This window comes from Cobetia sp. MB87 (assembly GCF_011319755.1).
Taxonomy (GTDB): Bacteria; Pseudomonadota; Gammaproteobacteria; order Pseudomonadales; family Halomonadaceae; genus Cobetia.
Genome location: NZ_VFBC01000004.1, coordinates 66,286 through 82,002 on the forward strand (window position 1 = coordinate 66,286; position 15,717 = coordinate 82,002).

At 62.8% G+C, this 15,717-nt stretch carries 8 protein-coding genes; 6 read left to right on the forward strand and 2 right to left on the reverse strand.

Features of this window, described 5'->3' with window-relative positions; translation table 11 throughout:
• Positions 1–256: 256 nt before the first annotated feature.
• From gltB to eno, 5 genes are all read left to right on the forward strand, one after another.
• A complete protein-coding gene (gene gltB, locus CDPAHKCJ_RS02920; RefSeq protein ID WP_166018642.1) occupies positions 257–4,708 on the forward strand; it encodes a glutamate synthase large subunit in 4,452 nt (1,483 codons plus the stop codon).
• A 77-nt stretch (positions 4,709–4,785) separates the two neighbouring features.
• A complete protein-coding gene (locus CDPAHKCJ_RS02925) occupies positions 4,786–6,201 on the forward strand; it encodes an FAD-dependent oxidoreductase (RefSeq protein ID WP_166018643.1) in 1,416 nt (471 codons plus the stop codon).
• Between the two features lie 194 nt (positions 6,202–6,395).
• Positions 6,396–8,036 (forward strand): CTP synthase, encoded by a 1,641-nt coding sequence (locus CDPAHKCJ_RS02930; RefSeq protein WP_043332948.1) that lies wholly within the window; start codon positions 6,396–6,398, stop codon positions 8,034–8,036.
• A 130-nt stretch (positions 8,037–8,166) separates the two neighbouring features.
• Entirely contained in the window at positions 8,167–9,018 is an 852-nt protein-coding gene (gene kdsA / locus CDPAHKCJ_RS02935) for a 3-deoxy-8-phosphooctulonate synthase (RefSeq protein ID WP_166018644.1), read from the forward strand.
• Positions 9,019–9,120: 102 nt separating this feature from the next.
• Positions 9,121–10,410, forward strand: a complete 1,290-nt coding sequence (eno, locus tag CDPAHKCJ_RS02940; protein WP_043332946.1) for a phosphopyruvate hydratase — start codon at positions 9,121–9,123, stop codon at positions 10,408–10,410.
• A 1,279-nt stretch (positions 10,411–11,689) separates the two neighbouring features.
• Here the strand turns inward: eno and fdxA are convergent.
• Positions 11,690–12,013 (reverse strand): ferredoxin FdxA, encoded by a 324-nt coding sequence (gene fdxA / locus CDPAHKCJ_RS02945; RefSeq protein WP_043333067.1) that lies wholly within the window; start codon positions 12,011–12,013, stop codon positions 11,690–11,692.
• Positions 12,014–12,292: 279 nt separating this feature from the next.
• Entirely contained in the window at positions 12,293–14,872 is a 2,580-nt protein-coding gene (mutS, locus tag CDPAHKCJ_RS02950) for a DNA mismatch repair protein MutS (protein ID WP_166018645.1), read from the reverse strand.
• Between the two features lie 214 nt (positions 14,873–15,086).
• Here mutS and CDPAHKCJ_RS02955 point away from each other — a divergent pair, with 214 nt between their 5' ends.
• A complete protein-coding gene (locus CDPAHKCJ_RS02955; protein ID WP_240916640.1) occupies positions 15,087–15,575 on the forward strand; it encodes a CinA family protein in 489 nt (162 codons plus the stop codon).
• The last annotated feature ends 142 nt before the right edge of the window (positions 15,576–15,717 follow it).

A 15,717-nucleotide genomic window follows, 5' to 3' on the forward strand; every position in this document is an offset into this window, starting at 1 on the left:
TGAGCCTACAGGGTTTTTTGGTTGAAGGTTCTTCTAACCTTCGGTTTTGTCAGGTTTTTTTGGTCGATGGGCGACCTGTGGAGAATTGCGCAGGCGGGAAGCTGGGGGATATGCTCGAGGGAAATCTGGCGTCGTGCAGCGACACTGATGGCGCCACTATCGGCAGGTACAAAAATAAAGATAACCGATAACTATAACCGGGAAAATGCTTGAAAAAAAGCATCTGGACACATGATTTCTCCGTGAGGCACGCCCCATGAACAAAGGTCTCCACCATCCGGGAGAGTTCCGCGACAACTGCGGCTTCGGCCTGATCGCCCATATGGAAGGGCAGGCGAGCCACGAACTGCTGCAGACCGCCATTGAATCCCTGACCTGCATGACCCACCGTGGCGGGATTGCCGCTGACGGCAAGACCGGCGATGGCTGTGGCCTGCTGCTCAAGATGCCGGACGGCTTCATGCGCCAGATCGCTCGAGAAACCCTCGGGCTGGAACTGGGCACTCGTTATGCCGTCGGCACGCTTTTCCTGCCGAATGATGACGCGCGTGAACAGTCCGCGCGTGACGCCTTCGAGTCGGCGCTGAGCGCGCGCAACCTCGAGGTGCTGGGCTGGCGCGACATGCCGGTAGATGACAGCGTGTGCGGCCCGATGGCCCGCGACTGCCTGCCGCGCATCCGTCAGGTCTTCGTCGGTGCCGCCGACGAGCGCACCGATATCGCCTTCAATGTCGATCTGTTCATGGCGCGCCGACATGCCGAGCAGGCGCTGAAGAGTGAAGAGGACTTCTACGTCTGCTCGCTCTCCGGCAAGGTCATCTCCTTCAAGGGTCTGGTGATGCCGGAAGATCTTCCGCGTTTCTACAAGGACCTGGGCGACCCGCGTCTCGAGACCGCGATCTGTGTCTTCCACCAGCGCTTCTCGACCAACACCGCGCCGCGCTGGCCGCTGGCCCAGCCGTTCCGCTTCCTCGCCCACAACGGCGAGATTAATACCATCGAGGCCAACCGCGGCTGGGCCAACGCGCGCAAGGAGAACTTCGTCTCCGAGCAGCTGCCCGAGATCGCCGAGCTGGACGAGATCGTCAACACTGTCGGCTCCGATTCCTCCAGCATGGACAACATGCTGGAAGTCCTGCTGACCGGTGGCATGGATATCTATCGCGCCATCCGCATGATGGTGCCGCCGGCATGGCAGAACGTCGAGCAGATGGACTCCGATCTGCGTGCCTTCTACGAATACAACTCCATGCACATGGAGGCCTGGGACGGCCCGGCGGGCATCGTGCTCACCGACGGTCGCCACGCCGTCTGCATGCTGGACCGCAACGGCTTGCGTCCGGCGCGTTGGGTCATCACGCGCAATGGCTTCATCACTCTGGCCTCCGAGATCGGCACCTACGATTACAAGCCGGAAGATGTCGTCGCCAAGGGGCGCGTCGGGCCGGGGCAGGTGCTGGGCGTCGATACCGAGACCGGTGAAGTGCTGCACACCGATCAGGTCAGTGAGCGCCTGAAGGGCGCGCATCCCTACAAGCGCTGGCTGCGTGAGAACGCCAACTATCTCGAGTCTGCATTGACCGAGCTGGCGCGTTTTCAGCCGATGGATGCCGATCAGCTGGACGTCTACCAGAAGATGTTCCAGGTCAGCTTCGAGGAGCGCGATCAGCTGCTGCGCCCGCTGGCCGAGAGCGGTCAGGAGGCGGTCGGCTCCATGGGCGATGACACGCCGATGGCCGTGCTGTCGCGCCAGAACCGCGTGCTGACCGACTACTTCCGCCAGAAGTTTGCCCAGGTCACCAACCCGCCGATCGATCCGCTGCGTGAAGCGATCGTGATGTCGCTGGAAACCTGCTGTGGCGCCGAGCTCAACATCTTCGACGCGACGCCGGAGCACGCGCATCGCCTGATCCTGACCACGCCGGTGCTGTCACCGCGCAAGTTCAATGCGCTGGTCAATCACGAGGATCCGGCCTTCACCTCCCAGACGCTCAAGCTGCACTACGATCCGGCGCAGGACTCCCTCAAGCAGGCGCTCAAGGGCCTCTGTCAGCAGGCCGAGGAAGCGGCGCGCAATGGCAAGGTGATCCTGGTACTCAGCGACTGTGGCTTGAAGAAGGGACAGCTGCCGATCCACGCCGCACTGGCGACTGGCGCCATCCATCACTACCTTGGCGGGCTGGCACTGCGCCCGCGCGTCAACCTGGTGATCGAGACCGGCTATGCGCGTGATGCGCACCAGATGGCAGTGCTGTTCGGAGTGGGCGCCACGGCGGTCTACCCGTACCTTGCCTATCAGGTGATGGCTGACATGCATCGCACTGGCGAGCTGTCCGGCAATCCGGCGGATGCCCGCGAGAACTATCGCAAGGGCATGCAGAAGGGCCTCTACAAGATCCTGTCCAAGATGGGCATCTCGCACATCGGCTCCTACCGTGGCTCGCAGTTGTTCGAGGCGGTCGGCCTCAACAGTGAAGTCATGGACATGTGCTTCACCGGCATGGCCTCGCGCATTGAAGGCGCCGGCTTTGCCGAGCTGCAGTTCCAGCAGGAGCTACTGGCCCGTGAGGCCTGGCTACCGCGCAAGCGCATCAAGCAGGGCGGGCTGGTCAAGTACGTGCACGGCGGCGAATACCACGCCTACAACCCGGATGTCGTGGTGAAGCTGCAGCAGGCCGTGCAGCAGGGTGACTACGGCAAGTGGAAGGAATTCGCGCGCCTGGTCAACGAGCGCCCGGTGGCGACCATTCGTGACCTGCTGACCCTCAAGCCGGTCGCCGAGCCGCTGCCGATCGAGGAAGTCGAGTCCGTCGAGTCACTGTTGCCGCGCTTCGACAGCGCCGGCATGTCGCTTGGCGCCCTGTCTCCCGAGGCACATGAAGCGCTGGCCCAGGCCATGAACGAGGCCGGTGGGCGCTCCAACTCCGGGGAGGGCGGTGAAGACCCGGCGCGTTACGGCACCGTGCGCTCCTCCAAGATCAAGCAGATCGCCTCCGGTCGCTTCGGCGTCACGCCGGCGTACCTGGTCAATGCCGAGGTACTGCAGATCAAGGTCGCCCAGGGCGCCAAGCCCGGTGAAGGCGGTCAGCTGCCGGGCGGCAAGGTCAACGACCTGATCGCACGTCTGCGCTACGCCGTGCCGGGGGTGACACTGATCTCGCCGCCGCCGCACCACGATATCTATTCCATCGAGGATCTGGCGCAGCTGATCTTCGATCTCAAACAGGTCAATCCGTCGGCGCAGGTTTCGGTCAAGCTGGTTTCCGAGCCGGGGATCGGCACCATCGCCACCGGTGTCGCCAAGGCGTACGCCGACCTGATCACCGTTTCCGGCTATGACGGCGGCACCGCAGCCAGCCCGATCACCTCGATCAAGCATGCCGGTTCCCCGTGGGAACTGGGGCTGCCCGAGGTGCACCAGGCGCTGCGCATCAACCAGCTGCGTCACAAGATTCGCCTGCAGACGGATGGTGGCCTCAAGACCGGTCTGGACGTGGTCAAGGCCGCGATCCTAGGCGCCGAGAGCTTCGGCTTCGGCACCGCGCCGATGGTCGCGCTGGGCTGCAAGTACCTGCGTATCTGCCACCTGAACAACTGTGCCACCGGTGTCGCGACCCAGCACCAGGCGCTGCGCGACGAGCATTTCCGCGGCACCGTCGAGATGGTCAAGCACTACTTCCGCTTCATCGCCGAGGAAGTGCGCGAGCTGATGGCACTGCTGGGCGTGCGTCAGATCACCGACCTGATCGGTCGTACCGATCTGCTCGAAGTGCTGGAAGGCGAGACCAACGCGCAGCGTCGTCTCGATCTCACGCCGTTGCTGGGCAATGACTTCGTGCCCAAGGACGCGCCGCAGTTCTGCCAGGTCAGCCGCAACGAGCCACATGATCCCGGCGCCAAGAACCTCGAGATGCTGGCCGCGATGGAATCGGCGATCGACAGCCGCAGCGGTGGCGAGTTCAGCTTCCATGTCACCAACTGCGATCGCTCGGTGGGCGCGCGCGTCTCGGGCGAAATCGCCAAGCGCTATGGCGAGGCCGGGTTGGCGGGCTCGCCGCTCAAGGTCAGTCTGACCGGTGTGGCAGGCCAGAGCTTCGGTGTCTGGAATGCGCACGGACTCGAGATGCACCTGGAAGGTGACGCCAACGATTACGTCGGCAAGGGCATGAACGGCGGCAAGCTGACCATCGTGCCGCCGCGTGGTTCGCGCTTCGAGAGCCACAAGACCGCCATCATCGGCAACACCTGCCTGTACGGCGCGACCGGTGGCAGGCTGTATGCCGCGGGCACCGCCGGCGAGCGCTTCGGGGTGCGTAACTCAGGTGCGCACGCCGTCATCGAAGGCGCGGGTGACCACTGCTGTGAGTACATGACCGGTGGTCTGGTGTGCGTGCTGGGCGAGACAGGCGTCAACTTCGGTGCGGGCATGACCGGCGGCTTCGCCTACGTGCTGGACGAGAATCGCGACTTCGTCGACAAGTACAACCACGAGCTGGTGGAAATCCACCGCATCAATACCGAAGCCATGGAGGCCTACCGTCGCCATCTGCGCGAAGTCATCGAGGAATATGTGGCCGAGACCGGCTCCGAGCGCGGGCGCGACATCCTGCGTGATTTCCCTGACTTCGTGCGTCACTTCTGGTTGGTCAAGCCGAAGGCAGCAAGCCTCAACGGCCTGCTGGACCAGTCACGGCGTCAGCCGGAGTGATCGCATCCCTCACCCCTGCATGCCTCGGGTGAGGGCCCGCACCGCGACGGTGCCCGGATTTTGAGAGAGGATTCATCATGGCCAATCAGCTCGCCAACGACTTCCAGTTCATCGATGTGGGTCGTCAGGACCCGCAGAAGAAAGATGCTCGCGTGCGTGCCCGCGAGTTCAACGAGATCTATGCCGAGTTCAAGCCGGTAGAAGCCGCCAGCCAGGCGCATCGCTGCCTGGGCTGTGGCAACCCCTACTGTGAGTGGAAGTGCCCGGTACACAACTACATTCCCAACTGGCTGAAGCTGGTCTCCGAGGGCAATATCCTCGAAGCCGCCGAGCTTTCGCACCAGACCAACTCGCTGCCGGAAGTCTGTGGTCGTGTCTGCCCGCAGGACCGTCTCTGCGAGGGCGACTGCACCCTGAATGATGGCTTCGGTGCCGTCACCATCGGCTCGGTGGAGAAATACATCACCGACACCGCCTTCGCGATGGGCTGGCGCCCCGACATGTCCAAGGTCAGCTGGACCGACAAGCGCGTCGCCATCATCGGCGCAGGCCCGGCGGGTCTCGGTGCCGCCGATATCCTGGTGCGCAATGGTGTGCGTCCGGTGATCTATGATCGCCATCCGGAAATCGGCGGTCTGCTGACCTTCGGTATCCCGGAGTTCAAGCTCGAGAAGGGCGTGATGACGCGTCGTCGCGAGATCTTCGAAGAGATGGGCATGGAGTTCCGTCTCAACGTCGAGGTCGGGCGTGATGTGACCTTCGATGCGCTGCTCGAGGAATACGATGCCGTCTTCCTGGGCATGGGCACCTACAACGCCATGAGTGGCGGCTTCCCGGGTGAGGATCTGCCGGGCGTGCACAAGGCGCTCGACTTCCTGATCGCCAACGTCAATCACTGCCTGGGCTTCGAGAAGGACCCGGCGGATTACGTCTCCATGGAAGGCAAGAAGGTCGTGGTGCTCGGCGGTGGTGATACCGCGATGGACTGCAACCGCACCTCCATTCGCCAGGGCGCGGAAAGCGTGACCTGTGCCTACCGTCGTGATGAGGCCAACATGCCGGGTTCACGCCGTGAGGTGACCAATGCTCGCGAAGAGGGCGTCGATTTCCTCTTCAACCGTCAGCCGGTGGCAGTGGTCGGTGATGGCAAGGTCGAGGGCGTCAAGGTCGTGCGTACCCGTCTGGGTGAGCCGGATGCCAATGGCCGTCAGCGTCCGGAAGTGGTGCCGGGGTCTGAAGAGATTCTGCCGGCGGATGCCGTGGTCGTGGCTTTCGGTTTCCAGGCAAGTCCTGCGCCGTGGTTCGCCGACTTCGACATCGCCGTCGATGAGCGTGGTCGCATCGCGACCAGCACCGAGCGTCATGCCTTCCAGACCACCAATGCCAAGGTGTTCGCTGGCGGTGACATGGTGCGCGGCTCCGATCTGGTGGTGACCGCCATCGATGAAGGTCGTCGTGCCGCTGAAGGGATTCTTGATTTCCTGGAAGTGTAAAGGTCGACTCGAGTCACGCATCAGGCCCGCCACGGCGGGCCTGATGCGTGATGGCGGGCGCATCGGATGGCGACGCGAGGTGGGCAGGTGGTGGCATTCAAATTGAGCCGGAGCAGCCTTTCCGCTAGACTGGCGACCCATCCTGATCCGTTCCCCCGGATCTCTCCTACAGCTCACGTTTTCGGCAGGTTTCCATGACACGATTTATCTTCGTGACGGGCGGCGTTGTGTCCTCGCTTGGCAAGGGCATCGCATCCGCTTCGCTGGCGGCTATTCTCGAGGCCCGTGGCCTCAAGGTCACCATCCTCAAGCTGGATCCGTACATCAACGTCGATCCGGGCACCATGAGCCCGTTCCAGCACGGCGAAGTCTTTGTCACCGAAGATGGCGCGGAAACCGACCTCGACCTCGGTCACTACGAGCGTTTCATCCGCTCGCGCATGACCCAGGGCAACAACTTCACCACCGGTCGCGTCTACGAGCACGTGCTGCGCAAGGAGCGCCGCGGTGACTATCTCGGTGGAACGGTGCAGGTCATCCCGCACATCACCGACGAGATCAAGCGTCGCGTGATCGCCGGCGGTGAAGGCTATGACGTCGCACTGGTCGAGATCGGCGGTACCGTGGGTGACATCGAGTCGCTGCCGTTTCTGGAGTCCATCCGTCAGCTGCGTGCGCAGCTGGGTGGCGAGCGTGCACTCTTCATGCACCTGACGCTGGTGCCGTACATCAAGACGGCCGGCGAGACCAAGACCAAGCCGACCCAGCACAGCGTCAAGGAGCTGCGCTCCATCGGTATCCAGCCGGATATCCTGATCTGCCGCAGCGAAGTCGAGATCGAGGAAAGCGAGCGTCGCAAGATCTCGCTGTTCACCAACGTCGAAGAGCGTGCCGTCGTCTCCCTGCAGGATGCCGACACCATCTATCGCATTCCGTTGATGCTCCACGAAGCCGGCCTCGACGAGATCGTCTGTGACAAGTTCCGCCTGGAGGCCAAAGAGGCCGACATGTCCGAGTGGGTCGCGGTGCTCGACGCCAAGCTCAACCCGCTCAAGACCATCAACATCGCGATGGTCGGCAAGTACATGGAGCTGCTCGACGCCTACAAGTCGCTGAACGAGGCGCTGATTCACGCCGGTATCCAGGGGCGTGTGAAGGTCAACGTCGACTTCATCGACTCCGAGGAAATCGAGCGCAACGGCACTGATCGTCTGATTGGCAAGGACGCGGTGCTGGTGCCGGGCGGCTTCGGCGAGCGCGGCGTGGAAGGCAAGATCGCCACTGCGCGCTTCGCGCGTGAGAACAAGGTGCCGTATCTGGGCATCTGCCTGGGCATGCAGGTTGCCGTCATCGAGTTCGCGCGTAATGTGGCGGGCTGGAGCGATGCCAACTCTACCGAGTTCACCCATGACACCCAGCACCCGGTGGTCGGTCTGATCACCGAGTGGCTGACGCCGGAAGGCAAGATCGAGACCCGCGACGCGGCGTCTGATCTGGGCGGTACCATGCGTCTCGGTGGCCAGGCCTGCAGCCTGCTCAACGGCTCCAAGGCACATCAGGCCTATGGCAGCGACGAGATCGTCGAGCGTCACCGTCACCGCTATGAGGTCAACGACCAGTTCGTGCCGGCCCTGGAAGAAGCGGGCTTGATCTTCTCCGGCCGCAGCGTCGACAACTCGCTGGTCGAGATGGTCGAACTGCCGGATCACCCGTGGTTCGTGGCGTGCCAGTTCCACCCGGAATTCACCTCCACGCCGCGTGATGGCCATCCGCTGTTCACCGGGTTCGTGAATGCCGCGCTCAATCACAAGGCGGCGCGTACTCGCGGCGAGTGATAGGGTGTTGAGCGGGCGCCACCCCGGGTGGCGCCCGTAGGTCTTCTCCGCGGTGGCTCAGGCCTTGATGTTCGCCAGAGCATCATCAGGCAGATTGCCGATGGACAACGATTTGATGGACGGTGCAGAGATGAGCAACGAACAACGCGTGATAGATTTTGCGGGTCTGCAAGTCGCCAACGATCGTCCGATGACGCTTTTCGGTGGCATGAACGTGCTCGAATCGCGGGAGCTGGCGCTGGAAGTCGCCGAGCAGTATGTCGAAGTGACGTCGCGCCTGGGCATGCCTTACGTCTTCAAGGCCAGCTTCGACAAGGCCAACCGCAGCTCCATGCACTCCTACCGCGGTCCCGGGATGGAGAAGGGGCTCGAGATCCTGGCCGAGATCAAGTCGCGCTTCGGTGTGCCGATCATCACGGACGTGCATGAGCCGCATCAGGCCGCGGCCGTGGCGGAAGTGGCCGATGTCATCCAGCTGCCGGCCTTCCTGGCGCGTCAGACGGACCTGGTCGTCGCCATGGCGCGCACCGGCGCCGTCATCAACGTCAAGAAGCCGCAGTTCCTCGCGCCGCACGAGATGCGCCATATCGTCGCCAAGTGCGGTGAAGCGGGCAATGATCGGATTCTGCTCTGCGAGCGTGGCTCCAGCTTCGGTTACAACAATCTGGTGGTCGACATGCTCGGCATGGCCGAGATGAAGGATACGGGGCTACCGGTATTGTTTGATGTCACCCACTCGCTGCAGCGCCCGGGTGGACGGGCTGATTCCGCTGGCGGACGTCGTGAGCAGGTCTTCGATCTGGCACGCTCCGGTGTCGCATTGGGGCTGGCAGGCCTGTTCCTCGAGGCGCATCCGGACCCTGACAACGCCAAGTGTGACGGCCCCTGCGCCTTGCCGCTGGACCAGCTCGAACCCTTCCTGCGCCAGCTGCAATCATTGGATGCGCTGGTCAAGGGCTTCGCGCCACTGGATATTCGCTGAACATGACTACTGGCCGTTCACCCCTGTGTGAGCGGCCTTTTTGCACTATGGGCAAGATGCCCGTCGTGGTGTTTCAATCCCCCGTGTAGAGGACGACACAAGATGGCCAATATCGTCGAAATCCGCGCCCTTGAGGTGCTCGATTCCCGTGGTAACCCGACCGTACAGGCCGAGGTCGTGCTGGAAGGTGGCCAACGCGCCAGTGCCTGCGCGCCTTCCGGTGCCTCCACCGGTTCGCGTGAAGCGCTGGAATTGCGTGATGGCGACAAGAGCCGTTATCTGGGCAAGGGCGTGCTGAAGGCAGTCGAAGCCGTCAATGGCGCGATCCGCGAGCGCCTGGTGGGCATGGATGCACTCGACCAGCGCGCGCTGGACGATGCCATGCTGGCGCTGGACGGTACCGAGAACAAGGAATCGCTGGGTGCCAACGCGATTCTCGCAGTCTCTCTGGCGGCTGCCAAGGCGGCAGCGCAGGCCAAGGGTATCGAGCTCTATGCTCACATCGCTGAGCTCTACGGCCAGCCGGGCCAGTACTCCATGCCGGTGCCGATGATGAACATCATCAACGGCGGTGAGCATGCCGACAACAATGTCGACATCCAGGAGTTCATGGTCCAGCCGGTCGGCGCGCCGACCTTCCGTGAAGCACTGCGCACCGGCGCCGAGATCTTCCACGCGCTGAAGAAGGTGCTGCAGGGTCGCGAGCTGAGCACCTCCGTGGGTGATGAAGGTGGCTTTGCACCGAACCTGGCGTCCAACTCCGAAGCACTGGCCGTCATCAAGCAGGCCGTCAGCGATGCGGGCTACACCCTGGGCACCGATGTGACCCTGGCGCTGGATTGCGCGTCTTCCGAGTTCTACAAGGACGGTCAGTACAACCTGTCCGGCGAAGGCAAGAGCTTCGACGCACGTGGTTTCGTCGACTATCTGGCCGGCCTGGCCGCGGAATATCCGATCGTCTCCATCGAAGACGGCATGGACGAGTCCGACTGGGAAGGCTGGAAGATGCTGACCGACGAGCTGGGCGACAAGGTGCAGCTGGTCGGCGACGACCTGTTCGTCACCAACACGCGCATCCTGAGTCGTGGTATCGATGAAGGCATCGGCAACTCCATCCTGATCAAGTTCAACCAGATCGGCTCGCTGTCCGAGACCCTGGATGCGATCAAGATGGCGCAGGCCGCCGGCTTCACCGCGGTCATCTCCCACCGCAGTGGCGAGACCGAAGACACCACCATCGCCGACCTCGCCGTCGGTACCTGTGCTGGCCAGATCAAGACCGGCTCTCTGTGCCGCTCTGACCGTGTCGCCAAGTACAACCGCCTGCTGGTGATCGAGCAGCAGCTGGGTGACGTGGCTTACAACGGCCTGAAAGAGATCAAGGGTCAGTAATCGCCTGTGATATGAGGGGCTCCGGCCCCACAGCATCGCAGGGGTAACTTGCAACGGGGTCGTGCCTTCTGGCACGGCCCCGTTGTGCATTGGAGACGATGATTGAGTGCTATTGAGGGGGATGCAGGAAACAGGCCGCTTTCAGGCACTGAATTCGTGTAAGTCATCTCTTACAAATCTCGCAGGACAATCGAGACACTGACTGCGAGTTGCCTGCGGATTTGAACGTATGTTCTTCTATATGTAGTTGATTTTATTGATTATATTTTACTTGACGGCCCGTTCAGGTATAGCGGGTTAAGAGGTTTGGCTAGTTGCCTCGCCAGCGAATGCTGCCCAGAATGGCTGCATGGACGTGAGGGTGCGGCGGGACACCGCAGTCTCGGCAGGATGCCAACGGGATGATCAGGAAAGACTTGATGGCGAGACAGGATGTTTCGCCTCGCTGAGCAGGACGCTCGGCGAAAAAAGGACCTGACATGGACGTCGGTAGCAGTGAGCTGCATATCCTCGCTTGAAGGAGTCAGGCGAGAGATGCCAGGGAAGCAAGGATAGCGGGCATGACACCGGAGTGTGTCAGGATCAGGATGATCCGTCGGCGATGGGAAGCGCCACACAGGCAGGAAGCACGATAACGACACGGAGTGTCGGAGAGCTCCAGGCTCTGATATGCAGTCAGGAAGCTTGCCCTTCACAGGAAGTGACGGATGACGGGACATCATCCGCGTCAGGAATGATGGGGCAGACAGCGGCAGCATCAAGTGGCTGGAAGCCACGACAAGGATGGTCGGACAAGGAATGTCGTGAGGCTGTCAGCTGCATAGGTAGGGAGCGGTACAGGCAGGACGCCGGGCAATGCATGGGCAGGACAGCAGGACAGGCAAATATCTGCACTAACGGGCATTGCGGTGGGACAGCTGCGCAAGCAGTGCTGCAATGCCCGCCACGCGTGACGGTGCGCCCCGAATGACAGGATGTCGTGAAGGGCAGGGACAGCACTCAGGAGTGCGATCCAGGATGGATCGACAGGAACACGCTTGGAGCGGGCGACCTTACGGGGTCGCCCTTTTTTATGCCCGTATGCCAGGGACTGAGCTCCTGGTACGAGCCCTTGGTACGAGCTCCTGGCACGAGCTTGGGGCACCGACTTCAGGCATCAGATACAGAAACGGCAGCGGCTCCCGGGGGGAATCGCTACCGTTTCTGTCATGAGAGCCGAGCTTGCCCGGTCAGGGCGGGCAAGCCGCTTGCCGCGCGAGATGCGGGTGACTTGAGGGGCTTACTGCTCCAGATACTCAAGCTTGCCATCGACACCATCCCACTTCTCGGCGTCTTCCATGGCGTCCTTCTTCTCGCTGATGTTCGGCCAGACTTCGGCCAGGTCGGCATTCAGCTCGATGAATTCCTTCTGGTTCTCCGGCACTTCATCTTCGGAGAAGATGGCTTCGGCGGGGCATTCAGGCTCACACAGCGCGCAGTCAATGCACTCATCCGGGTTGATCACCAGGAAGTTCGGGCCTTCGTAGAAGCAATCCACCGGGCAGACTTCCACGCAGTCGGTGTATTTGCAGCGAATGCAGTTCTCGGTGACGATGAATGCCATGCAGGTCTCCTGACGCGGATTGGCGTCTCTCTCGTAGGTCGTGGTCCAGGCGCCCACCATGTGTCGTCTCGGCGACATCATGGTCTTCAGGTTATAAGCGGCGCAGATGTTATAAGGCGTTATTCTAGTGGCGCTCTGCCGCCCCCGCAATCAGCAGGGGCGGATCGTTTTGGAATGGTGCTATGCCCGAAGGTTGCTGTCGAGTCTTGCCGCTCATTCTCGGGCCTTGCCACTCATTCTCGAGCCAGGCGCGTCAACGCTGGCTCGGTGTGACGGCGCTCAGCGCTGACGGTGCCATTCGTAGATCAGCTCCAGCGCTCGCTTGGGGCTCAGATCATCCGGGTCCAGGCCATTGAGGGCTTCGACGACCGGATGCGGCGGTGCCGCGAACAGGTCATTCTGTTGCGGTACCGGCTGCCCCAGCGCATCCTCGCGCGCCACCTGCGGACGATCGACTTCCTGCTGCTCCAGACTGGTCAGCTTCTCGCGTGCCCGCAGGATGACGCTCTGCGGGACACCGGCCAGCTGGGCCACCTGCAGGCCATAGCTCTGGCTGGCAGGGCCTTCCTCGACGCGGTGCATGAAGACGATGCCATCGCCATGTTCTGCGGCCGTCAGGTGCACGTTGGCGACGGCATCGGCATGCTCGGGCAGCGCCGTCATCTCGAAGTAATGGGTCGCGAACAGGGTGAAGGCACGCGTGCGCGCCAGATGCTCGGCGCTGGCCCATGCCAGTGACAGACCATCGAAGGTCGAGGTGCCACGGCCGATCTCATCCATCAACACCAGGCTCTCGTCAGTGGCGTTGTGCAGGATGCTGGCGGTCTCGGTCATCTCGACCATGAAGGTCGAGCGGCCGCCGGCCAGGTCATCCGAGGAGCCGATGCGCGTGAAGATGCGATCCAGCGGGCCGATGGATGCGCGGGACGCCGGCACGAAGCTGCCAGTATGCGCGAGCAGGGCAATCAGTGCCGTCTGGCGCATGTAGGTGGACTTACCGCCCATGTTGGGGCCGGTGATCACCAGCATGCGCCGCGTATCATCGAAGCGCACATCGTTGGGCACGAAGGGATGATCGCTGACATGTTCGACCACCGGGTGGCGTCCGCCTTCGATATCGATGCCCGGGGTCTCGCTGAGTTCTGGGCGCACGAAATCAAGAGCAGCGGCGCGATCGGCGAAGGCGGTCAGCACATCCAGTGACGCCAGCGCACGGGCCGTCTGCTGCAGGCCATCCAGTTCGGTATTCAGGTCATCCAGCAGGTGCTCATACAGCAGCTTCTCGCGCGCCAGTGACTTGGACTTGGCGGACAGCGCCTTGTCCTCGAATTCCTTGAGCTCGGGGATGATGAAGCGCTCGGCATTCTTGAGTGTCTGGCGACGGATGTATTCCGGCGGGGCCTCGGCCGATTGCGAGCGCGGCAGCTCGATGAAGTAGCCATGCACGCGGTTGTAGCCGACCTTGAGGTTGCTCAGGCCGGTGCGCTCGCGCTCGCGGGTCTCGAGTGCGACCAGGTACTGGCCGGCGTTCTCGGACAGGCCGCGATACTCGTCCAGCTCATCGTCGTAGCCATCGGCGATCACACCACCATCGCGCAGCACTACCGGCGGATTCTCGACCAGCGCCTCGCTGAGCATCGCGGAAAGTGCCGGGAACAGGCGGATGGCATCGCGCAGGTCATCGATGGCGCTGCCTTTCTCGACGCTGGCGAGTACGGCGCGCAGCTCGGGCAGGGTGTTGAGGCCATCGCGCAGGCGTGCCATGTCACGAGGGCGTGCGCTGCGCAGTGCGACACGGGCGAGTATGCGTTCCACATCGCCGATGCGCTTGAGCAGGCCTTGCAGCTCGAAGGGATAGTCGCCATCCAGCAGACGTTGCACCGCCGCCTGGCGCTGGCCGATCTGGAGTTGATCGCGCAGCGGGCGGTTGAGCCAGCGCTTGAGCAGGCGCGAGCCCATCGCGGTCGCGGTGACGTCCAGCACGCTGGCCAGCGTGTTGTCGCTGGTGCCGCCCAGGTTGGTATCGATCTCGAGGTTGCGACGGCTGGCGGCATCGATCACCACCGAGTCATCGCGGCTCTCGACGGCCAGCGCGGTCACGTGGGGCAGGCCGGTGCGCTGGGTGTCGCGAGCATAGTCGAGCAGAGCACCGGCTGCCGTGACGGCGCGCGTCAGGTGGCTGCAACCGAAGCCGTTGAGGTCCTGGACGCCGAATTGATCGCACAGCAGACGCAAGGCAGTTTCGTGATCGAAGTGCCAATCGCTCTGGCGGGTCAGGCCCGGGCGCGAGGACAGGCTGGCGGGGAGAGTACGGCTTTCACCGACCATGACCTCTGCAGGCGAAAGGCGCTGGATCTCGGCCAGCAGCTCATCATCACCATTGACCTCGAGCACGCTGAAGCGACCGGAGGAGAGTTCGAGAGCGGCCAGGCCCCAGGTCTCGCCGTCACGGTGCAGCGCCACCAGCAGGTTGTCGCGGCTGGCATCCAGCAGCGCCTCATCATGCAGCGTTCCCGGGGTGACGATACGCACGACCTTGCGCTCGACGGGCCCCTTGCTGGTCGCCGGGTCACCGATCTGCTCGCAGATGGCCACCGATTCGCCCATCTTGACCAGGCGTGCCAGATAGCCTTCGGCGCTGTGGTAGGGCACCCCTGCCATGGGGATCGGTGAGCCACCGGAGCTGCCGCGCGCCGTCAAGGTGATATCGAGCAGTTGTGCTGCGCGCTTGGCGTCCTCATGAAACAGTTCATAGAAGTCGCCCATGCGATAGAACAGCAGCACGCCGGGGTGCTCGCGTTTGATCTTCATGTACTGCGTCATCATCGGCGTCATCTGGGGCGCGCTGTTCTTGGCCATGGCCATGGACTTCCTTGACTGCACTGCAATGGGAAAAAGCACACATGCGAGAGCACGGCATGCGGGATGCGCGATATTCTACGGACTGGCGCGGCCGGCTCCAATGCCTGTGATGTCTCATGCTCGCTGCCCTTTTCACCCGATGACCTCCACAAGGAGAAAGTTCGTGAGTCAATTGACCGGTACGGCCCCTGAGGCTGCGTGCGCGAATACCCTGGCTGAGCAGTTGCAGGCATTGGCGGTCGCGCGCGGCGTGCGCGTCACCACCGCCGAGTCGTGCACCGGAGGCGGGGTGAGTGCCGCGATCACGGCGATTGCCGGCAGCTCCCGCTATTTCGATGCGGGCTACGTGACCTATTCCAATGCCACCAAGCAGCGCCTGCTGGGAGTCAGTGAGGCATCGCTTGAAACCTTCGGTGCCGTCTCCGAGGCGGTCGTCTGCGAGATGGTGCGCGGTGCCTGTCGCGAAAGTGGCGCTGAGCTGGGGGTGGCGATCAGCGGTGTGGCCGGCCCCGGCGGGGGAAGTGACGAGAAGCCCGTCGGCACCGTGTGGCTGGCGTGGGGGAGCGAGGCGCGCCAGCAGGCACGCTGCTGTCACTTTTCCGGCGACCGGCAGGCCGTGCGCGACGCCGCCGTGCGGGAGGCGCTGCAGGGCTTGATCGAGCGCGTGGAGGCCTTGCAGATCGGTACCGAAGACTCGTGAGCCCGATGCAAGCCCCGCGTTGAGGGTGCTGCCTGAAAAAGCGCATCACCGGACTGGCAGAGTGACGCAACTTGCGGCATTATACTGTCCATGTATACAGGGTTTTGCCACGACACCTCAGCCGCTAGTCTGACGGTGTCTG

Excerpts from the sequence above, each read along its gene's own strand:
- gltB (WP_166018642.1), top strand. The coding sequence starts at position 257 with ATGAACAAAGGTCTCCACCATCCGGGAGAGTTCCGCGACAACTGCGGC.
- CDPAHKCJ_RS02925 (WP_166018643.1), top strand. The coding sequence starts at position 4,786 with ATGGCCAATCAGCTCGCCAACGACTTCCAGTTCATCGATGTGGGTCGT.
- CDPAHKCJ_RS02930 (WP_043332948.1), top strand. The coding sequence starts at position 6,396 with ATGACACGATTTATCTTCGTGACGGGCGGCGTTGTGTCCTCGCTTGGC.
- kdsA (WP_166018644.1), top strand. The coding sequence starts at position 8,167 with ATGAGCAACGAACAACGCGTGATAGATTTTGCGGGTCTGCAAGTCGCC.
- eno (WP_043332946.1), top strand. The coding sequence starts at position 9,121 with ATGGCCAATATCGTCGAAATCCGCGCCCTTGAGGTGCTCGATTCCCGT.
- fdxA (WP_043333067.1), bottom strand. The coding sequence starts at position 12,013 with ATGGCATTCATCGTCACCGAGAACTGCATTCGCTGCAAATACACCGAC.
- mutS (WP_166018645.1), bottom strand. The coding sequence starts at position 14,872 with ATGGCCAAGAACAGCGCGCCCCAGATGACGCCGATGATGACGCAGTAC.